The 19233-nt window shown below is 54.3% G+C and carries 13 protein-coding genes and 1 pseudogene; 10 read left to right on the forward strand and 4 right to left on the reverse strand.

Annotated features, from left to right (window positions below; genetic code table 11):
- Positions 1-25 precede the first annotated feature (25 nt).
- Both putA and nhaC read left to right on the forward strand, forming a co-directional pair.
- Positions 26-3682, forward strand: a complete 3657-nt coding sequence (gene putA / locus IMCC3135_RS02400) for a bifunctional proline dehydrogenase/L-glutamate gamma-semialdehyde dehydrogenase PutA (protein ID WP_088916131.1) — start codon at positions 26-28, stop codon at positions 3680-3682.
- A 134-nt stretch (positions 3683-3816) separates the two neighbouring features.
- The gene (gene nhaC / locus IMCC3135_RS02405) at positions 3817-5343 is read left to right on the forward strand and encodes a Na+/H+ antiporter NhaC (protein WP_088916132.1); all 1527 of its coding nucleotides are present in this window, start codon (positions 3817-3819) and stop codon (positions 5341-5343) included.
- Positions 5344-5649: 306 nt separating this feature from the next.
- Here the strand turns inward: nhaC and IMCC3135_RS02410 are convergent, their stop codons facing one another.
- Positions 5650-6561 carry a LysR family transcriptional regulator gene (locus tag IMCC3135_RS02410; protein ID WP_088916133.1) on the reverse strand — a complete coding sequence of 304 codons (912 nt, stop codon included), beginning with the start codon at positions 6559-6561 and terminating at the stop codon, positions 5650-5652.
- 95 nt (positions 6562-6656) lie between these two features.
- Here IMCC3135_RS02410 and IMCC3135_RS02415 point away from each other — a divergent pair, with 95 nt between their 5' ends.
- The 6 genes from IMCC3135_RS02415 (at position 6657) to IMCC3135_RS02440 (ending at position 14657) form a co-directional block, all read left to right on the forward strand.
- Positions 6657-8114: an aldehyde dehydrogenase family protein gene (locus tag IMCC3135_RS02415; RefSeq protein WP_236994731.1), complete on the forward strand. Its 1458-nt coding sequence runs from the start codon at positions 6657-6659 to the stop codon at positions 8112-8114.
- A gap of 141 nt (positions 8115-8255) precedes the next feature.
- Complete coding sequence (locus tag IMCC3135_RS02420) at positions 8256-9269, forward strand: membrane dipeptidase (protein WP_088916134.1); 1014 nt, start codon at positions 8256-8258, stop codon at positions 9267-9269.
- Between the two features lie 30 nt (positions 9270-9299).
- Positions 9300-11012, forward strand: coding sequence for a hypothetical protein (locus tag IMCC3135_RS02425; protein ID WP_088916135.1), 1713 nt, complete (start codon positions 9300-9302; stop codon positions 11010-11012).
- A complete protein-coding gene (locus IMCC3135_RS02430; RefSeq protein WP_157735721.1) occupies positions 11009-11677 on the forward strand; it encodes a DUF3726 domain-containing protein in 669 nt (222 codons plus the stop codon). The genes IMCC3135_RS02425 and IMCC3135_RS02430 overlap by 4 nt, the downstream gene beginning before the upstream one ends.
- 42 nt (positions 11678-11719) lie before the next feature.
- Entirely contained in the window at positions 11720-12715 is a 996-nt protein-coding gene (locus IMCC3135_RS02435; protein WP_088916137.1) for an Ldh family oxidoreductase, read from the forward strand.
- 124 nt (positions 12716-12839) lie between these two features.
- On the forward strand, positions 12840-14657 hold the full coding sequence (locus tag IMCC3135_RS02440; RefSeq protein WP_088916138.1) for a BCCT family transporter: 1818 nt from the start codon (positions 12840-12842) through the stop codon (positions 14655-14657).
- A 185-nt stretch (positions 14658-14842) separates the two neighbouring features.
- Here the strand turns inward: IMCC3135_RS02440 and tsaA are convergent, their stop codons facing one another.
- Positions 14843-15580 (reverse strand): tRNA (N6-threonylcarbamoyladenosine(37)-N6)-methyltransferase TrmO, encoded by a 738-nt coding sequence (tsaA, locus tag IMCC3135_RS02445; RefSeq protein WP_088916139.1) that lies wholly within the window; start codon positions 15578-15580, stop codon positions 14843-14845.
- A 350-nt stretch (positions 15581-15930) separates the two neighbouring features.
- Between tsaA and IMCC3135_RS02450 the strand changes: the two are divergent.
- Both IMCC3135_RS02450 and IMCC3135_RS02455 read left to right on the forward strand, forming a co-directional pair.
- Positions 15931-16185, forward strand: a pseudogene (locus IMCC3135_RS02450) (enolase C-terminal domain-like protein); the annotation flags it as partial.
- Between the two features lie 85 nt (positions 16186-16270).
- Positions 16271-16747, forward strand: coding sequence for a M24 family metallopeptidase (locus IMCC3135_RS02455; protein ID WP_088916141.1), 477 nt, complete (start codon positions 16271-16273; stop codon positions 16745-16747).
- A 46-nt stretch (positions 16748-16793) separates the two neighbouring features.
- Here the strand turns inward: IMCC3135_RS02455 and IMCC3135_RS02460 are convergent, their stop codons facing one another.
- Complete coding sequence (locus IMCC3135_RS02460; RefSeq protein WP_088916142.1) at positions 16794-17744, reverse strand: LysR family transcriptional regulator; 951 nt, start codon at positions 17742-17744, stop codon at positions 16794-16796.
- Positions 17745-17838: 94 nt separating this feature from the next.
- Positions 17839-19188, reverse strand: a complete 1350-nt coding sequence (locus IMCC3135_RS02465; RefSeq protein ID WP_088916143.1) for an NAD(P)/FAD-dependent oxidoreductase — start codon at positions 19186-19188, stop codon at positions 17839-17841.
- Between the last annotated feature and the right edge of the window lie 45 nt (positions 19189-19233).

Below are 19233 nucleotides of genomic sequence, written 5' to 3' on the forward strand. Positions count from 1 at the left end.
CTCGAACAGAAGGGGAAATTTTAAAATGCCTAGCAACGACATTTCGCAAGCGAATGTTCGGGAAAACGTGCGTACAGCCTATTCAGCAGTAGAGTCTGAAGTGGTAAAGGGGCTGATCGGGAAGATTCGCCTTTCAGCCGAAGAGCGTGACAGGGTCGCAGCGGTCGGTGCGAACTATGTAGACAGGGTTCGCAAGGAAACCTCGCCCACCATGATGGAGGCGTTTCTGGCTGAATACGGACTGTCCACAGCGGAGGGCGTCGGCCTGATGTGTCTGGCTGAAGCACTTCTGCGGGTTCCCGATGCCGAAACCATCGATGAGCTGATCAATGACAAGGTCGAGCCTTCGAACTGGGGTGCGCACCTCGGGCATTCGTCGTCCTCACTGGTCAACGCTTCAACCTGGGCGTTGATGCTCACTGGCAAGGTACTCGACGAAGACCCGAAGGGGCCGGGTCGTTCATTGCGTGCACTCGTAAGGCGTATGGGAGAACCGCTGGTGCGCACCGCGGTCGGTCAGTCAATGAAAATTCTTGGTCGCCAGTTCGTGCTGGGACAGACCATTGGTGAAGGTATCAAGAACGCTCGCGAATGGGAAAGTCAGGGCTACACCTATTCCTACGACATGCTGGGCGAAGCCGCACGCACGGATGCTGATGCGGTGCGTTATCACAAGGCATACGCCGACGCTATTACAGCTATCGGAAAAGCTGCCAAGGGTGACGTTCGTTCAAGTCCTGGCATCTCGGTCAAGCTCTCGGCACTGCATCCACGCTACGAATACACGCACCGCAAGACCGTCATGGAAGAGCTGGTCCCGCGGGCACTCGATCTGGCCAGGCAAGCAGCACGTGCCGGAATCGGATTCAACATCGATGCCGAGGAACAGGACCGTCTTGATCTGTCACTCGACGTGATAGAAGCCATGCTCAGTGATCCGGAGCTTGCAGGTTGGGAAGGCTTTGGTGTGGTCGTGCAGGCCTATGGGCGGCGTGCAGCACAGGTTATCGAAGTGCTTTACGATCTTGCTGAGCGGCTGGAGCGCAAGATCATGGTGCGACTGGTCAAGGGTGCTTACTGGGACACCGAAATCAAGCTGGCTCAAGAGCTTGGCGTAAACACCTTTCCGGTCTTTACGCGCAAGGTGAATACGGATGTCAGCTACATGGCCTGCGCACAAATGCTGCTGGATCGCCGCGACCGGATCTACCCACAATTCGCTACGCATAATGCGCATACCTGTGCGGCCGTGATCGCGATGGCAGGCAACGACAAGGACAGTTTTGAATTTCAGCGCCTGCATGGCATGGGGGAATCGCTACACGCGATTGTCAAGGGTTCAGAAGGTACCCGTTGCCGAACCTACGCACCCGTCGGGGCGCATCGCGACTTGCTGGCCTATCTGGTGCGTCGCCTACTCGAAAACGGTGCAAACTCATCGTTTGTAAACCAGATCGTCGACACAACCATAGATTCCAGATCGATTTCACGCGATCCAGTGACAGAAGTCGAAGCTCTGGGTGATTCAGTAGCTAGTCCGCTGATTACTTTGCCCTATGATCTTTTTCAACCCGAGCGCCCGAATTCGCGCGGTTTCCGGGTCAACGAGCCTGCCTCGATCCTGCCACTTCTCAAGGCGCGTGAAGCATTTGCCGACACGACCTGGCAGGCAGGACCGATGATCGCAGGCGCTCCCGCACCCATGGGCACGGCACGCGATGCACTCTCTCCTGCTGACCCGGCGCGGATTGTTGGCCAGGTATACGAGGCCGTTGCGGCGGAAACGAGTGCGGCGCTTGATGCCGCACAGGCAGGCTATGAAGACTGGTCGGCCAGACCCGCATCAGAACGTGCCACAATCCTGCGCAAGGTCAGCGACCTCTATGAGGACCATGTTGCCGAATTGACGGTCATTGCAACCCGAGAGGCTGGAAAGACATTGCTGGACGGCATTGCCGAGGTACGCGAAGCGGTGGATTTTCTGCGCTATTACGCGAATGAGGCCGAACGGCTGGAAGAGGAATACCCCGGCAAGGGGCGCGGCATCTTCGTTTGTATCAGCCCCTGGAACTTCCCGCTGGCGATTTTTACCGGCCAGATAGCGGCAGCACTTGCCGCTGGCAATGCGGTTATTGCAAAACCTGCAGAACAGACCCCGTTGATCGCTGCCCGCGCGGTGGAGCTGATGCGCGAAGCAGGTTTGCCCGAAGCGGCACTTCAGCTTTTGCCCGGCGACGGTCCCACTGTTGGCGGTCCGCTGACCTCAGATCCGCGTATTGCCGGAGTCTGCTTTACCGGCTCGACCGAAGTTGCACAGATCATCCATAAGGTCGTTGCACAAAACGCAGGGCCCGACGCGGTATTGATTGCAGAAACCGGGGGCCTGAACGCGATGATTGTGGATTCCACTGCGCTGACCGAACAGGCTGTTCGCGACATCGTCATCTCTTCTTTCCAGTCTGCCGGACAACGCTGTTCAGCCTTGCGCATGCTCTACGTGCAGGAGGAAGCGCGTGATCGTCTGCTTGAAATGCTCGAAGGCGCAATGGACGCACTGAAGATTGGCGATCCCTGGAATACGGATACCGATGTATCGCCTGTCATCGACAAAGAGGCCATGCAGGACATCACAAGCTATGTTGAAATGCATGCCAGTGCAGGCAAGGTTCTCAAACGTCTGGACGTACCCACAACCGGCAATTACGCGACTCCGGCTATCGTCAAGGTTGACGGTATTGCGGATCTTGAACGCGAAATTTTTGGCCCGGTGCTGCACGTTGCCACATTCAAGGCTCGTGATATCGACAAGGTGGTTGATGCCATAAATTCACGCGGATACGGGCTGACCTTTGGCCTGCATACGCGAATTGATGATCGAGTGCAGCAAATCGTTGATCGCATTCACGCTGGCAATGTCTACGTGAATCGCAATCAGATCGGTGCCATCGTGGGTTCGCAACCATTCGGCGGTGAGGGTCTTTCGGGTACCGGACCCAAGGCGGGTGGACCGCTTTACGTTGCCCGTTTTCAGCGAACTGGCACAACACCCAATGCTGCCGAGCCAGGTGCAGGCAGCGTTATTTCAGGCAAAACGCTGCAGGAGGCCATTGATGGGATTGAATCACATAGCTGGGATACCAGGTCAGATCGCGTCAATGCATTGCGCTCTGGCCTGAGCAGCGCTAAAGGCATCGTCCGCAAGGCCTTGTCAGAAACAGCCGTCTTTGTCGGCCCACCGGTATCATTGCCGGGACCAACAGGCGAGAGCAACCGCTACCAGTTACTCCCGCGCGGGACGGCAGTGTGCCTTGGGCCTACGGCTGAGGTTGCTCTGGCTCAGGCAGTACAGGCGCTTGGTGCCGGCTGTCGTGTGCTCATCGTCGCGCCGGACGTCTCATCCATAGCCAAAGCCGTCGCCAATGTAGATGCACCAATAAGCGTGCTGGAAGGAACAATCACGCCTGAGGTGCTGACAGAACTAACCGGAATCGACATCGTCGCGGCCGCAGGTGCGTCCGACTGGACTCGTGCCTTGCGCATTGCATTGGCTCAGCGTGATGGCCCGATCGTACCATTGGCAACCGATATCATTGGTCCGGACCGCTATGTGTCTGAACGTCATTTATGTATTGATACAACTGCCGCTGGTGGCAATGCCAGTCTTCTTGCCTCTTCCACATAACGCCCTTGGTTTCGTGTGCGACACCTTGCTGGGCTGGCACTTTTTCGGTGCCGGTTCAGCTCCGTGTCGATAGACCTGCTTTTCTCATCCTCGATTGACAAGTAGTCTTCTCCTCAACAAAAAAGGATAGAACCATGTCGGCTCAAGACACTTCGCCGCGCAAACCATCGCTTGGCCTGGCACTGACTCCAGTGATTCTGACGCTACTGTTACTGGCGCTCCAGCTTTTCTATTTCGGTGATTTTACTCCCCAGATACCGTTGGCCATCGGTCTGGCCATCACGGGTCTTGTCGGCGTCTATCTGGGGCACAATTGGGAAGGTCTTGAAAAAGGGGTTTTTCACGTCATCAACGTGGCATTGCCCTCTGTATCTGTGCTGATCGTTGTCGGCATGATCATCGGCGTCTGGATCGCCAGTGGCACGGTACCTACACTGATCTACTACGGGCTTATCATTCTGTCGCCGCAGATCTTCCTGGCTGCGGCCATGATCATGTGTGCAGTCGTTTCGGTTTCACTGGGCACTTCATGGGGCACCGTTGGGACGGTGGGCCTGGCGTTGATGGGCATCGGTGCGGGATTTGACGTACCTGTGTACTGGACGGCTGGAGCCGTTGTTTCGGGCTCGTTCTTCGGCGACAAGATTTCACCGCTGTCTGACACCACCAATCTGGCACCAGCGGTAACCGGACAAGATCTTTTTGCGCACATTCGCAACATGATGCCGACAACCGTCCCGGCAATGCTGATCGCGTTCGGAATTTATGTCTGGGCCGGTTTCACCCTTGTCCATGGCGACGGTGTTGCCTTCGAGCGAATCGATTCAATTACCACTGCGTTGCAGGACAATTTTTCCATCTCTCCGTGGCTACTATTGCCTGCGGTAGTCGTCATTGCGCTTGCCATCGCAAAGCAGCCACCGATTCCTTCGCTTTTTGCAGGTGTCGTTCTGGGGGCGCTCACGGCCGCTCTGACCCAAGGTGCATCCCTGCATGACATCTTCCAGTATGCCAATAGTGGTTATACAATCGAAACTGGCATCAGTGAAATTGACAGCCTGCTGAATCGTGGTGGCATCCAGTCGATGATGTGGACTATTTCATTGATCCTTATTGCACTCGGCTTTGGAGGCGCTCTGGAAAAGACCGGCTGCCTGCAGACAATCATCGCGGCGATCCTGACAAAGGTACACAGCTTTGCAGGAGTGCAGACTGCCGCTATCGGTACCTCGTTGGCCACTAATCTCGTTGCAGGCGACCCCTACCTCTCCATCGCCTTGCCTGGGCGAATGTATTCGCCGGTCTATCGTGGCATGGGATATTCCACACTGAATCTCAGCCGTGCTGTAGAGGAGGGTGGAACCCTCATGTCGCCACTGATTCCATGGAATGCCGGTGGTGCCTTTGTGATTTCGGCGCTCGGCCTGGGTATCGCATCGGGTAATTTCGAGAACTTGCTGTATATCCCCTTGGCCTTTGCCTGCTGGCTGACACCGGTCATCGGAATCATCTATGCCTGGACCGGGCTGTTTTCACCACGTGCCAGTGATGCTGAACGACGCGATTGGGTGGAAAATGACCGTACGGTTGCCGACATGACGTCGTATGGATACGAAAGCCAGTCAGAGACCAAGGGCGAACCAGAAAAAGCGTCTGCTTGATTTCAGGAGGTCATTGCAGACTTCACAGAACGCGACGCAGGCTGCGACATTCGCCAATGTCACATGATGGATGCGGCGGGGCGCTTTACGATTGGCATACGTGGTATTACGGATAGTAGAATCCCCTATAGGCACTGCCGACACTTCATTTAATCAAGGCCTGCAATCCCATCTTCGAGAGGCATTACCTGCTGACGTTGAAGTGACGGGCTACAAGGGCGAAATCTACGGCACTTCAATCCCGGATGAGCTGCAAAGCCAGTATTATCACGTTAATTCAGTGATGCTGACGTCCGCCTGACGAGCTTATCGCCTTTGCAAGGGACTGCGGGGTTTAGGGGATGGGTCGCAACTTCCAGTGAACTGTTCAATGATGGCTTGTGTCAATTCGCGTACTGCCGGTGATGGTGTCTGGTCGGTGCGTCTTAACAAATAGAGGTTGCGTGTGGCGCTCTTGTCTCTGAGTTGTCTTGTCACCAGGTTTCGACAATCAGTGACGGAGCCCTCTGGCAATAGAGTAACTCCCATGTCTTTTCGGACAAAGGCCAGCAGGGAGGCAATGTTATAGACACGCAGATGGGCGTTGGCGCTGAGCTCACTGACGGTAGGGTGCTCTATTTGTTCGCAAAGGCCATTATGTATAAAGCGATGTTTAGCCAGTGAACTCCATGACAATGGAGATTGGCTACGAGCGAGCGGGTGCTTGGCGTTGCATACGCAGACGAAAGCGTCGGAGGCGAGTTGCTGATAGGCCAATGAGCTACCGTCGAACGGTAGGCTGGCCACACCCAGGTCTGCATTACCACTGAGTACGGCGGCGTGCACGGCTTTGGAGTCGGTGTCGTGCAGCTCTATATGAAGCGTGGGCCTATCCTGTTGGCAGTTGGCGATAGCCTCGGGCAGTTGCTGAGTGGCCGCAGAGGGCACAGCAGCAATACGCACTAAACCGGTATCACCCTTAGCGTAGCTTTCGATCTCTTTGATCATGCGCTGATGTTCCGATACCGAGCGCTCGGCTCGTGTATACACAAATCGGCCCAGTGGGGTGAGGTCTCGTTTGCGATCACCTTCAAACAAAGGCCCACCCAGCCTTGTTTCTATCTGCTTTAAAGTCATTGACACGGCAGAAGGTGTGCGGTGCAGCTTGTCGGCGGCATCCATCAGGCTGTTGCATTGGCTGACGACGAGGAATTGTCGGAGCTGTTCGAGTTTGATCATGGCTTCAGTTAAATTGAAGTGAGATGTAAAATAATCAATTTGACTGAATATCACTTGAGGCGCAACCTGCGAGTATCAAAAATCATCATGAGGCGATGGAAATGGCGGCACAGGGGCAGAATTTCATCGGTGGGCGGTGGTTGGATGGCGTATCGACGATAGAAAATCGCAACCCTTCAGATCTGAGTGATTTGATTGGCCACTACGCACAAGCCTCGACGGCGCAGCTAGACGAGGCACTTGAAGCGGCACAACAAGCGCAGAAGCTCTGGGCTACCTCTGGTCTGGAAAAGCGCTACAGCGTGTTGATGGCCGTGGGTGAAGAGTTGATTGCTCGCTCGGCTGAACTGGGTGAATTGTTGGCCCGTGAAGAGGGCAAACCAAAAGCCGAAGGCAAGGGCGAGGTGTATCGCGCTGGCCAGTTTTTTACTTATTACGCTGCAGAAGCGCTGCGTCAGATTGGCGATACCGCTGATTCTGTGCGCGATGGAATTGAGATCGATGTACGCCGTGAACCTGTAGGGGTCGTCGGCATTATCTCGCCCTGGAATTTCCCGACTGCGACGGCCGTCTGGAAGATCGCACCGGCCTTGGCCTTCGGTAATGCGGTTGTTTGGAAGCCTGCCAATTTGGTGCCGGCCTCTGCGGTTGCTTTTGCACAGATCATCGCCAAGCAAGATATTCCGGCTGGTCTGTTTAATCTGGTGATGGGGCCGGGTGGCAGTATTGGTCAGCATTTGGCCGAAAGCCCGATGGTGAACGCAATCAGCTTCACCGGTTCCGTGCCTGTCGGTCGGCAGATCGCGGCTGCTTGTGTGGGTAATTTCACCAAGATACAAATGGAGATGGGCAGCAAAAATGCGCTGGCTATACTTGATGATGCGGACATGGACACGGCCGTGGCGTGTGCTTTGGGTGGCGCCTTTGGTGGTACTGGGCAGAAGTGCACAGCATCGTCGCGCCTGGTGGTGCACAGTGCCTTGCACGATGAGTTTGTTGAACGCTTGGTAGCGGGTGCCAAAGCGATGGTTGTAGACCACGCGCTGAAAGAGGGCACGCAGCTGGGCCCCGTGGTCAGTGAGCAACAGTTGAATGAGAACTTGGCCAATGTGGCGCTGGGCAAGCGCGAGGGTGGCGAGCTGCTGTGTGGTGGTGAGCGCGTCGAGCGGGACACCGAAGGTTATTACATGACGCCGGGTGTGTTTGCAGGTACGCGCAATGAATGGCAAGTGAACCGCGAAGAGCTGTTTGCACCCCTGGCTTGCGTGATCAAGGTCGACAGTTACGACGAGGCGCTGGCCACCGTCAACGATACTCGTTTTGGTCTGACGGCAGGAATCATCACTCAGTCGCTAGCGCGTGCATCGCACTTTCGTCGCAACGCCGAGTCTGGTTGTGTGATGGTGAACCTGCCCACCGCTGGTACTGACTACCATGTGCCTTTTGGCGGTCGAGGTCAGTCTAGCTATGGCCCTCGCGAGCAAGGAGCCTACGCACAAGAGTTCTATACCACGGTGAAGACAGCTTATATCAGCTCTGGCACGCCTTCCTGAAGCCAGGATTTGTTTGCATGGAGCGACTTGATGCGCTTACAGTTGATGCTGTACAGGCCTACGAAAACCGGTGTAGGGCTGTACTGGGCAAGTCGCTCAGTTACTTACACCGATTTTGAATGACAGATAAAGAGGGGATACATGGCGACTCACTATCGGATTGACGGGCTGCAGTACGCGAACTGGTCAGAGAAGGTTTTTCGTCAGATGCGCGAAGGTGCTGTGGATGCGGTGCATGTGACCATCGCTTATCACGAGAATTTTCGTGAAACGGTGTCGCAAGTCGAACGCTGGAATCGCTACTTTGAACGCTTTCCTGAACTTATCTTCAAAGGTCTATCTGGTTCGGATGTGGCTTTGGCACGCAAGACGAATCGCACGGCTATCTTTTTTGGTTTTCAGAATCCGTCGCCCATTGAAGATGATATCGGTTTGGTGGAGATATGCCATACGTTGGGCGCGCGCTTTATGCAGCTTACTTATAATAATCAGTCGTTGTTGGCGACCGGCTGTTATGAGAAGGAGGACACTGGCCTGACCCGTATGGGGCGCGAGGTGGTCGCTGAGATGAACCGTGTCGGACTGGTGGTCGATATGAGCCATTCAGCTGAGCGCTCTACCCTGGAGGCGATCGAACACTCTAGCCGTCCCATCGCCATTACCCACGCTAACCCTGGCTCCTGGCACCCAGCATTGCGTAATAAATCAGATACGGTGTTGAAGGCCTTGGCCCAGACGGGTGGCATGTTGGGTGTTTCTCTGTACCCACATCACCTCAAAGGTAAAAATGACTGCACCTTGGAAAGCTTCTGTCAGATGGTCGCCGATACGGTGGAGTTAATGGGGGCGGGGCATGTGGGCATTGGCTCTGACTTGTGCCAGGACCAGCCGGACTCAGTCGTCGAGTGGATGCGTGTGGGTCGTTGGACCAAAAAAATCGACTACGGGGAAGGATCGGTTAGTGACGCCGGTTTCCCGCCAATGCCGGATTGGTTTGAAGACAATCGTCACTTTGGCAACATTGAAGCAGGGCTGCGTGCTGTTGGCTTGAGCGAGCAAGATGTGGCGGGTGTGATGGGCAATAACTGGATGCGATTTTACGAAGAGAATTTTCAAGCTGCAGCGAAGCCCGTCGCAGAGTCTGCAGTAGCTTGATTCACAACCGAGATTCCCACGGAGGCTAAGATGAGTTTGCTGGAAAATGTAGAGGCAACACCAATCGAAGTCGTCGGGAAACGCGGCCCCGACACGGTTATGCGGATGGCTCGTCTGGGTAGTTTTCACCAGACACGTGTGAGTTTCATGCGCTCATTGTTGCGCCGATTGCGACGAGAGAACTGGCGCTTCGAACGTAATCGCTGGCAGATCAACGCCGAAGGTGTGGGCTTTGCTGTTTATACCGCCTACGGACCTCGGCGCAATTACTCTCTGGTTGCTTTCGCCCACGATTTACCGCCAGAAATGCGTTCCGATCGTGTGATAGCAACGGCCTGGGACGCCACCTTCTGTCTGTTCGACGGTATACCCACCGAGGTTGATATCCAACGTCTGCAAGCCAACGTACCTCTGCAAGAAGCAGGGCGTATCAGCGACAGTGAGCTGTCACTTTCGCGGGCGAATCGTTCAGTGCGCCTATGGGCGCATGTCGTCGAGCGCTTGGCGGCAGGTGAGCAGCCCGATGCCGAACAGATCGATGAGGTGGGTTACCTGATTCGCACCACCGCGGTGTATGGGTCAGGTAAGTTTGGTGCCGCTGATCGCTACCGTATTCAAGATCGTATGTTGGCCGGTGGGCCCTTCAGAATCGAGATGTTATCGGTCTATCTGACACGTGCATTTAGCCTGGATTTGGTCGAGCACATGGCGAAGCAGGTAGGCGGTGACAAAGCGGTTGCATTGCAACCCGATCTGCGTCGACGCTTTGGTGTCGGCAATTCGACGGGGCTGGGTATGGCGCCCTTTCTGATTAATCACCCCTTGCTGCTGCACCGTTGGATAGATGCCAAAGAGACGGCCTTGCAAAGGGTTCGTCAGGTGCGGATAGCTTCTGATACGGAACGATCACACTTTCTTCAAGTGGTGGCGCGAGCCAGCCTCAATGCCTATTTCTGGCACAGTGCTCACCCGCTACAAGTCGAAAAGCTACAGCATTTGCGTCATGATATGGATGCTTTACAGCGGTGTGTGACGTCTCTGGACCTGACTGGTGAATATGTTTGGAACAAGCTATATCTCTGGTCTGAACAGCAGTTATCGCTCGAAGGGCAGGAGCAGCTGGTTTCTCTGCTACTTGAACCCTACGGCGCCTTGGTCGATGATCTGAGCGCTAATATGTGGGCCGACGAGTACGCTGCATTCCGTATCAACGGCACCGAGACGGTTGCGATCCTGCGTGAACGCTTGAAGAGCGAATATCATTGGGCGCTAGATCTGGACTATACGCAGCATCAGAACAGTGCTCGCTTCTGGTATGTATCGGAAGAAAAAATGGAACCTCGTATCGGTGAGCGCTATGAAGAAGAGGGCACTGAATTCGAGCAACCGTTGGACATTGGTCGAGCAGCAGCCCAACTCTACCAGGCGTTGAATGGTTGGGATGTCAGCGCCTCGGTCGCTGACTTCCTGTTGGCCGCTCCTGAGCATCGGCACATGGTGCGGCGGATACAACTACAAGCCAAGTACCCTTACGCTGAGATACGCGACAACCTGATTGCCGCCGACATGCTGCCGATTGATCTGTTGCGCTGCAAGCTATCGTTCTTTGGTGCAACACATTTTGATCCGCGTTCAGATCGTTGGGTGCGCATTTGTATGTTCCAGCACGCGCCGTTTCCGCATGAGCTTGCGCAATTGAATGACGATGACTGGGTCTACCCACCAGTGGGAGAGCCATCGTGAGTCGTCTATTTTCTTTGAGTGAAATAGACGCTGTGTGCCGCAAAGCGGCGCGCGGAGCTGGTTATGGTTGGGGTATGGCGGAAGAGGCAGGGCGTTCCGCTCGTTGGCTGGCTGCTTACGGTTTTCAGGGGCCCGAGGCCCTGGCTGCCTGGTTGCGTACGCTTCAGCCAGAGGCAAGTCTGCATAGGCCGAGCCTGCAAGAGGGGATCTGGCGCGCGCAACGAAATATCTGCCCGTTGAGCGCAGGCACGTTGGCGAGTGATTACGAGTCAAAGTTGTTCAGTGGTGAAACATTTGAATTCGAGCAGGTACAGCAGCCGATTTTGATGTTGTCGATGGTGGCACGGATTGTAGAGAATCGTGAGTGTTCGCTGATTTTCTCGTTGAACGATCATGACATAGTCTGCGTGGCGCAAAAAATCATGTTCAGTTCAGATTTCCCGTGGGAAACATCTTGCGCCGATGTCAGCGTGTACCTGACTGACTTTGAGACTGCGTCTAAACAGGAGACTGTCGAGCCGTCTGCGCAAAGCCGAGTCGTTGACGAAGCTGCGTATGAGACCTTGCTGGAGTTGGCGCACCGTACTTATGCTCCAGCAACTGAGGCCTCGCGTATAGCGGGTGCGGGTGCAAGTGCGAGCGCGGGTACAACGGATAACGATTGATGCTCGCCGCTGATGCGCGGTGCGAGTGAAAGGATGAATTAAATGAGTGAACAACAGAAAATAACGGTCAGCCTTGATGATATTGAGCAGGCCACACTGCAAGCACTGGTTAAAGCGGGTGCAGAGTCGTGGATAGCGGCAGAAGTTGCGTCGGCTGTGCGAGAGGCTGAGGCCACGGGCAATGTGATTTGTGGATTGTATTACCTGGAGAGTTACTGCAAGCAATTAGTCTCTGGGCGTGTAAAAGGTGATGTCACGCCTGAAGTGAGTAGGCCGCGAGCGGCGAGTGTGCGGGTGGATGCAGCGTTCGGTTTTGCTCAGCCTGCCTTTGCCAGGGCGTTGCCACTGGCGATAGAGACAGCACGCGAGGCAGGGACGTGTAGCCTTGCGGTTTGTCATGCACACACTTGCACATCCCTTGGTTTTTTCACTCGCCAGATTGCGCAGGCCGGACTGGTCGCGATTGGCTTCACCAATGCTTCGGCAGTTGTCTCTCCACCCGGTGGCACCAAGGCGGTACTGGGGACTAACCCAATTGCCATGTCGGTGCCTGCTGAACACGGCGGTGTTGCGTTTCAGTTCGATCAAAGCACCAGTGCCATCGCGCTCGGCAAAATCACGATGGCGGCGGCTGCTGGCGAGCAAATTCCACCAGGTTGGGCTGTTGATGCGCAAGGCCAAGCAACCACAGATCCTCAAGCTGCGCTGAAAGGCTCGTTGGTCTCGACCGGCGGTTACAAAGGTTATGGCTTTGGACTGATGGCCGAGATCCTGGCGTCGGCGATGACGGGTGGCGTCAACTCGGTTGATATCAAAGGTCTGAAACTACCTGAAGGCGCTCCGCACAATTTGGGGCAGTTCTATTTCTTGCTCGATCCGAGCACTTATGCAGGCGATGAGTTCTGGCAGCGCCTGGCCCGATTGAGTGAAGTGGTCGATGAGCAAGAGGGCGCGCGGCTGCCCGGATCCAATCGAATCGATGTATCTGAAGTAAGCATAGATAGCGCAGTTTGGCAGCTTGCTCAGGCCCTGGGCTAGAACCAAGCCTGGAACCTGGCGGGCATGGAGTAACGAGGCTGGTTCGCATGCATATGTGCGCCTGTCGAACGGGCATTTCAATGCCTGTTTTCAATAATCATAATTAATAAGGCGGAGAAAATTCATGGCGATAGAACCCCCATTCACAGACTTGGAAATCAAAAAAGCCGAGTCAGGTTTTTACGAAGGAAATAGCTTGCCTATTGCCTTGGTCAGCAAGTCCATCATGGTGGCTTTGGTGCTGTGGGCGCTGCTGTCCCCGGAAACGGCCAATAAAATGCTCAGCGCGTGGAACTCATCGTTGCTGGTGGGCTTTAATACGTTTTATATTGTAGCCACTGGGGGATTTGCGTTCTTCCTTCTGATTTTGGCACTGATTCCTTCAGTGGGTAGGCGTCGATTGGGCACCGGCAACGACAAGCCTGAGTTTTCAAACTTCTCCTGGTTCTCGATGATGTTCGGTGCGGGTCTGGGTGTTGGATTGATGGTCTACGCGACTGCTGAGCCTATGGGGTTGTGGGGTTCCAATCCTGTGATACTGGAAGGCGGTGCGGTTGCCAATACAGCAGACGCTCTAGGCTCTGCCTACCGTTACACCTTCTTGCACTATGGTTTTCACGCATGGGCGATCTACGTCGTGACAGGTCTGTGTCTGGCTTACTATGCCTATTCGCGAGATATGCCTCTGACTATCCGTACTGCTCTGACGCCATTATTTGGTCGTTTTTTGAATGGCTTCCTGGGTCACGTGGTCGACATCCTGGGTGTCGTTGCCACAATTCTGGGGGTGTCTGTCACCATCGGATTTGGTGTCAGCCAGTTGGTCGATGGCCTCTATGCGATTACCGATATGTCGTGGCTGATGAACACGTCCGGTGATATACCGACGCCAAGCACCGTAGGGTTGATTTCAGCCTTGATGATGATCATGGTGATGTCGATCATCTCTGCAGTATCGGGTGTGGGCAAAGGGGTTAAATATCTCTCTAACCTGAATCTTGTCTTGTCGTTGATCTTGTTGGGTACGTTTGTTGTCTTTGGCTCGTTTGGTTTTTCCATGAGCACTTACGGCACAGCCTTTATTGACTATGTGGCCCACTTTGCTCAGCTGTCATTTGGTGCTTTCAGCTCAATGACACAAGCTGATTTCACAGCAGCATTGCCAGAAGCGGTAAGGGCTTTGCCAGAAGCTGATGTCAACGCACTCTACAGTGGTGCCATCAATGCGTGGGGGTCTTTGTCTGGCTTCCAGGACAAGCTGCCCGAAGCTTTCTCAGCCTTGGAAAACAGCGAAGCGCTATCAGCAACTGTTTATGAGGTGGGTACCGAAGGGCGACAGTTTGGTTGGCAAGCAGGCTGGACCACTTTCTACTGGGCGTGGTGGATCGCATTTTCCCCTTTTGTTGGTCTGTTTCTGGCACGTATTTCACGCGGCCGTTCAGTGCGTGAATTCATTGTAGGCTGTGTGTTTGCGCCGGCGATGGTGTGTTTCGCCTGGATGACTATTCTCGGTGCTTCCGCTATCGAGATGGAACTCAATGGCACGGCAGATGGGGCGATTATCGCGGCTTCTACCACCAATAAGTTGTTCGCTACACTTCAGGTGATGTTGGCTGGCAATGAGGCCTTGCTGTCAGGTATCACGATCATGAGTGTTGTGTTGATCCTGACTTTCCTGGTCACTTCTGCTGATTCGGGTATTTTGGTGATGAACACCATCATGTCCGGTGGCGATCAAGAGGCCGGCATCAAGCACCGCATCGTGTGGGGTGTTGTCATGACCGCTGTTATCGGTACTTTGCTGGTCGCAGGTGGTGGTGGGTTTGATGCTCTGAAGAACGCCATGATCATCGGTGCATTGCCATTTGCGATGGTAATGGTATTGATGTGTGTTTCGCTGGCTAAGGCGTTGTATCGCGATAGCTTGCGCGAGATGGCTTAACTTCCGGCTGTTTGAACGACAGGGGATCACCGATATCGGGTGCACCCTTTGGTTTGCAAAATCTGCGCGGTACTAGTTGCCGCGCAGTCATAGGCACCTTCAATATCGAAGCTCATGGACATGATAGGAATGAATGAAGAGCTAAATAATTCTCTTGCTTCAGAGATCGGAGGTTCCAGGTTTTCTCATTTTGGTTCCACTACCTCGATGATTGCGACACCCCCCTCGACTTTGAACCTGACATCGACAGGGCCGATCATGACGCCCCAAAGCTGTCCCTGCTTGCCATCCTTGCTGCGTTCATGAGCAGGGCGGGGGTCTTGGGCGAGTGTCTGCTCGATCAGGCTTTTCAGGCCAAGAGAGCCGGATGCCACAAGATTGTCGTCTGGTTCAATCTTGTCCAGGATTTGTAGCGCCTCCGTTTTCCAGGCGACCTCGAGACCATCCTGCAAAGGGGTCGCCCAGTCAGATCTGGCATCGGGTATGGCATCGATAAAGGGCACATAGGGTTTGATATCGAGCACGGGTGTGCCGTCGAGAAAATCGCCACCATCGACGTAAACACGAAATAGGTCCTTGTCGAAAGTGACTTCTCGCAGGGCTACAACGCTTAGCCCGATAGGGTTCGGCCGGTTGGGGCTGCGCGTAGCGTAGACACCCATCGTCGTCTTGCCGCCGAGCCGAGGCGGCTGTACCAGTGGCTTGAAGCGTGTGTAGTGCTGGCTGTGGAAGACAAATACGACCCACAGGTGAGAGAAGGAGCCAAGATCGCGCAGTGCCAGCTCGTTATCGCGCGTCGGTTCAAATTCGATCGCTGCAACAGCGCTGTCTACCAGTCCGGGCTGTCTGGGTATGCCGAAGCGTTGGCTGTAGCATGATCTGATGGTCGCTATGGCATCCATCGAAAAGGTTTGGCTGGGCATCGGTGTTGTCTAAGGGTGAAGGCGGAGTGAGGGCCGCAAGTCAAGAGGGGTATTTATCTTGTCTGCAAAGCTCCTGGCAGACGTAGCCTATACCGGTGTAGAAGACCAATGATACCGATCAAGACACATCAGGTGGGTGGGATCGGGACTGGCGCGCAATCTGGGCAACACCCTCGCCCCTGAATCAGAAGCTGATATTGCCACTGATGCGGCTGTCGCAACGTCAGCGCAGCCATTCATCAAGTATGTCGTAGCTCTTTCTGATCAGAAACTGTGGAAAATTACCGATGTCTGGAATGGTGTTCGATTATTTAAAGGAGTAATAATCACGGCAGTGAGATACTGCACATGTCGGTGGTATCAGAGAGATGGTCAGAATCGGCTATTGGGCAGAAGCCTATGACGTGGCATTGGCTCCGCATTGTCCGCTGGGTCCGATAGGATGCCTGCAGGTAGATGCTGTTTGCCACAATGCTTTCATTCAGGAGCAGAGCCTGGGAGTTCACTACGATAAGGGCTGTGATCTGAATGACTATCTGATGCCTGAAAGCCGTTTCGAGTGCTCCGCAGGCTATCTGCCAATTCCTCAAGGGCCTGGCTTGTGAGCCTGACAGTTTTACGCAAGTTCTGGCTGAGGTTTTACCCGAGCGTCGAGTATCGTTTCAGGTTCCGCTGGCCCGACTGCGTGCCGTGAAGAACGAGGACGAAATTGCACGGATGACAGTGGCTGCTCAGGTAGCGGCAGTGGGGCAGCAGACAGCGCGCCTGTTGTCTGTGGCAGGCGCTGATGAATTAGCTGTGTTCGGTGCTGTACGCAGCAAGATGGAGCAGTGTGCCGGGATACGCATAGCCTTTGCCGGAGAGTTGCTGACAGGCGTTGAACGTTCGTCACGCCTGGGAATTTCGATCGCTACTCGAGAAATACATGACGGCGATCCGGTTATTTGTGATTTGGCCCCACGTGTCAACGGCTATTGGGGGGACAGTTGTTCTGCGTTTGTCGTTGGAGGTGCCCCGGAAAAAGACTATGAGCGAATGTACAAGGCCGCGCATGAAACACTGCGACTGGCAGTAGCCGAGTTGAGGCCCGGTCTGCGAGTCTGTGGCTTCGACGCCAGCCTGCGTGAATTCATGAAAGGGCAGGGCTACGCTTATCTAGTTGGTTAGCAGGTGGCCGGGAGTAGAGTTTTTCAGCTTCCGGCCGCCGGCAGATTTACCATAGTTCAATGGCCTCACAAGTCTTCAAGATATAATCGTGAAACAGCATGACTTGACTCTTCTTTCTAGAGTCCTGATTGATCTTCAGGAAGTTGCCACGTTCAACACGAAAAGAGGCTTCGTTGGCAACCACCAGCGAGCCTGCATCGATATGTTGCTGCACGATGTGCTGCCAACCCAGAATCAAGCCTTTCCCTTCCACCGCCGCATCGATCAGCAAGGGATAGCTATTGCTCGAAAGAGTACCCGGCCTCTCTGTGTACAGTCGTCCATTTGCCCTGAACCAGTTCGCCCATGTTAACGGCTTCCAACCGATAGCATCCGAAGACCAGTGTTTCTCATGCAGGTGAAGCAGATTTGCCGTTTCGAGTACACTCAGGTCATCGAACGGACCGTACCGCTCCAGATAACCGGGACTGCAAACAGGTCGCACGATCTCCGGAAAAAGATACTGAAGCTTTTCACCGACATCGCATCGTTCGTTGCCGCAGATCAGAGAAACATCAACGTCGCTGAAGTTGCGCAAGGTGTCATCTTCATCAGAAGCCAGGATGACAAACCTGACCTCTGGATGAATGAACTGAAACCCATCAACGAGCGTGCGCAACCAGTAGCTCGCAGCACCGGTCGTCGCCGACACTGTGACGAGCTGATCTGTCGTCGTGCTCTCCAGATCACCGATAGCCTCACTGATACAATCCAACCCTGTACTGACGGCAATCAGTAGCCGTGTCCCGGCATTGGTTAACTCAAGCCCTTTGTGCTTTCTTACAAAAAGCGGTTGTTCCAGAGCCTTCTCAAGGTTTCTGACATGCTGACTGACCGCAGCTTGCGTGACGTTGAGCTCTTTGGCTGCAATGGTAAAGCTCAAATGCCTGGCAGCAACCTCAAAGGTTGCGAAAGATCCGATAGACGGCAGGTATCGTCTGGTGTCCTTAAGCATCATTCCTATCCAGTGAGTGAGTACGACGAGAGCGAAACATAACGTATTCTGGTGATCGATCCAGATGCATCAGATCTGGCACGAGCCTATAACAACTTCAATCTCGACGAGCTTGCCACTCCTTCCACCGCAAATAGGCATTGGCTCCGAGTGTTGCCACCGGGGCCGGCACCAGGAATCGTTCCGGTTCTGGTTCTGCGGCAAAATATCGGGAGATTTCACTACTGACACCACACACCGATTCGGCCGCAGCAATCCCCGTCAAGACCCCACGTGTGGTTCCCAGGCCATTTTGACAACAAGCCGCGAACACGCCCTCATCCAGCTCATGGGCCACCGACACGCTATTGCGTGACAGGCATAAGTGCCCCGCCCATGTGAACTCCATTTTCACTGATGACAGTGCGGGGAATCTATCATCGAACTTTCTACGCATGACCCTGAGTGCTCGGTCCTTCATTTTCTCTGACGTCTCCATTTGCGGGCAGAAGTCGGCGCAAGTCCGGGTGATAATTCGGTGCCCACCCTGAGAACTGTCAATTCTACGCACAGTCGTTCCCATCGGATCTGACGGCGTCAGGCCCCAGCGAGAATGTCCGCCCAAAGCGCGTTGCAAAGAGGGATTTATCTCTTCGGTCATACATGCAAATAGAAACACATGCATCAAGCGACCTCGCATAAGGCCGAAACTCTCCAGATGACCGTTGTTGGCAAGGATGACCTTGTTGGCCGTAACCTTGCCTTGCGGGGTGCTCACACACCAATCCGATGCCTGGCGTTCGAATTTTATCACCGGCGAGTTTTCACAAATACGGACTTTGTCCATCAAGCCAGTCGCTAGTCCACGAACATAGCCTGCAGGTTGCAGCATGACCGTGCCCGGTGTGTAAAGTCCGGACTGGTAGTAGGCACTTCCAGTCATCTCTTGCATGGCAACCTGATCAAGCATCTCGTACGGCTCGTTCATCTGCTCAAGATGATGTGCATAGCTTTTATTCTGCTGATGGCTTTGTTCGGATGCTGCGGCATTCACCTTACCCGCACGATCGAAATAGGCAGGATCAATACCGTATTCCTCCACGGCCTGTGCGGCAAATTCGATGGCTTTCCGGTTCAGACCCGTTAACGTCAGATCCTTGTTTTTTTCGCTGCCCGCGTAGTCGCTTGATGCCAGTTCGTGAGGCAAATCAATCATGAAGCCCGAGTTTCTACCTGAAGCGGCCTCCGCTATCTGCCCGGCCTCCAGGATAGTGACTTTCATGTCCGGATTTAACTGAATCAACCTTCTTGCCGCTGACAAACCCGCGAAACCTGCGCCTACGATTACCACATCGCTATGCACATCCGAGCTCAACACAGGTGTTGGTTTACGTGCGGTAATTATCGCGTTCCAGGCCGCCGGCCCCACATGCGTGGGTAGACGACTAGCCTTATAGACTGTGCTCATAATGGGTATATGTCCCGACATTGATTCGACGGTCGAATCAGAACC

The sequence above is a fragment of the Granulosicoccus antarcticus IMCC3135 genome, from assembly GCF_002215215.1.
Lineage (GTDB): Bacteria > Pseudomonadota > Gammaproteobacteria > Granulosicoccales > Granulosicoccaceae > Granulosicoccus > Granulosicoccus antarcticus.

Coding starts and splice junctions, on each gene's coding strand:
- IMCC3135_RS02415 (WP_236994731.1), top strand. CDS start 6,657: ATGGAAATGGCGGCACAGGGGCAGAATTTCATCGGTGGGCGGTGGTTG.
- IMCC3135_RS02420 (WP_088916134.1), top strand. CDS start 8,256: ATGGCGACTCACTATCGGATTGACGGGCTGCAGTACGCGAACTGGTCA.
- IMCC3135_RS02460 (WP_088916142.1), bottom strand. CDS start 17,744: ATGATGCTTAAGGACACCAGACGATACCTGCCGTCTATCGGATCTTTC.
- IMCC3135_RS02465 (WP_088916143.1), bottom strand. CDS start 19,188: ATGAGCACAGTCTATAAGGCTAGTCGTCTACCCACGCATGTGGGGCCG.
- IMCC3135_RS02410 (WP_088916133.1), bottom strand. CDS start 6,561: ATGATCAAACTCGAACAGCTCCGACAATTCCTCGTCGTCAGCCAATGC.
- IMCC3135_RS02435 (WP_088916137.1), top strand. CDS start 11,720: ATGAGTGAACAACAGAAAATAACGGTCAGCCTTGATGATATTGAGCAG.
- putA (WP_088916131.1), top strand. CDS start 26: ATGCCTAGCAACGACATTTCGCAAGCGAATGTTCGGGAAAACGTGCGT.
- IMCC3135_RS02425 (WP_088916135.1), top strand. CDS start 9,300: ATGAGTTTGCTGGAAAATGTAGAGGCAACACCAATCGAAGTCGTCGGG.
- nhaC (WP_088916132.1), top strand. CDS start 3,817: ATGTCGGCTCAAGACACTTCGCCGCGCAAACCATCGCTTGGCCTGGCA.
- IMCC3135_RS02440 (WP_088916138.1), top strand. CDS start 12,840: ATGGCGATAGAACCCCCATTCACAGACTTGGAAATCAAAAAAGCCGAG.
- tsaA (WP_088916139.1), bottom strand. CDS start 15,580: ATGCCCAGCCAAACCTTTTCGATGGATGCCATAGCGACCATCAGATCA.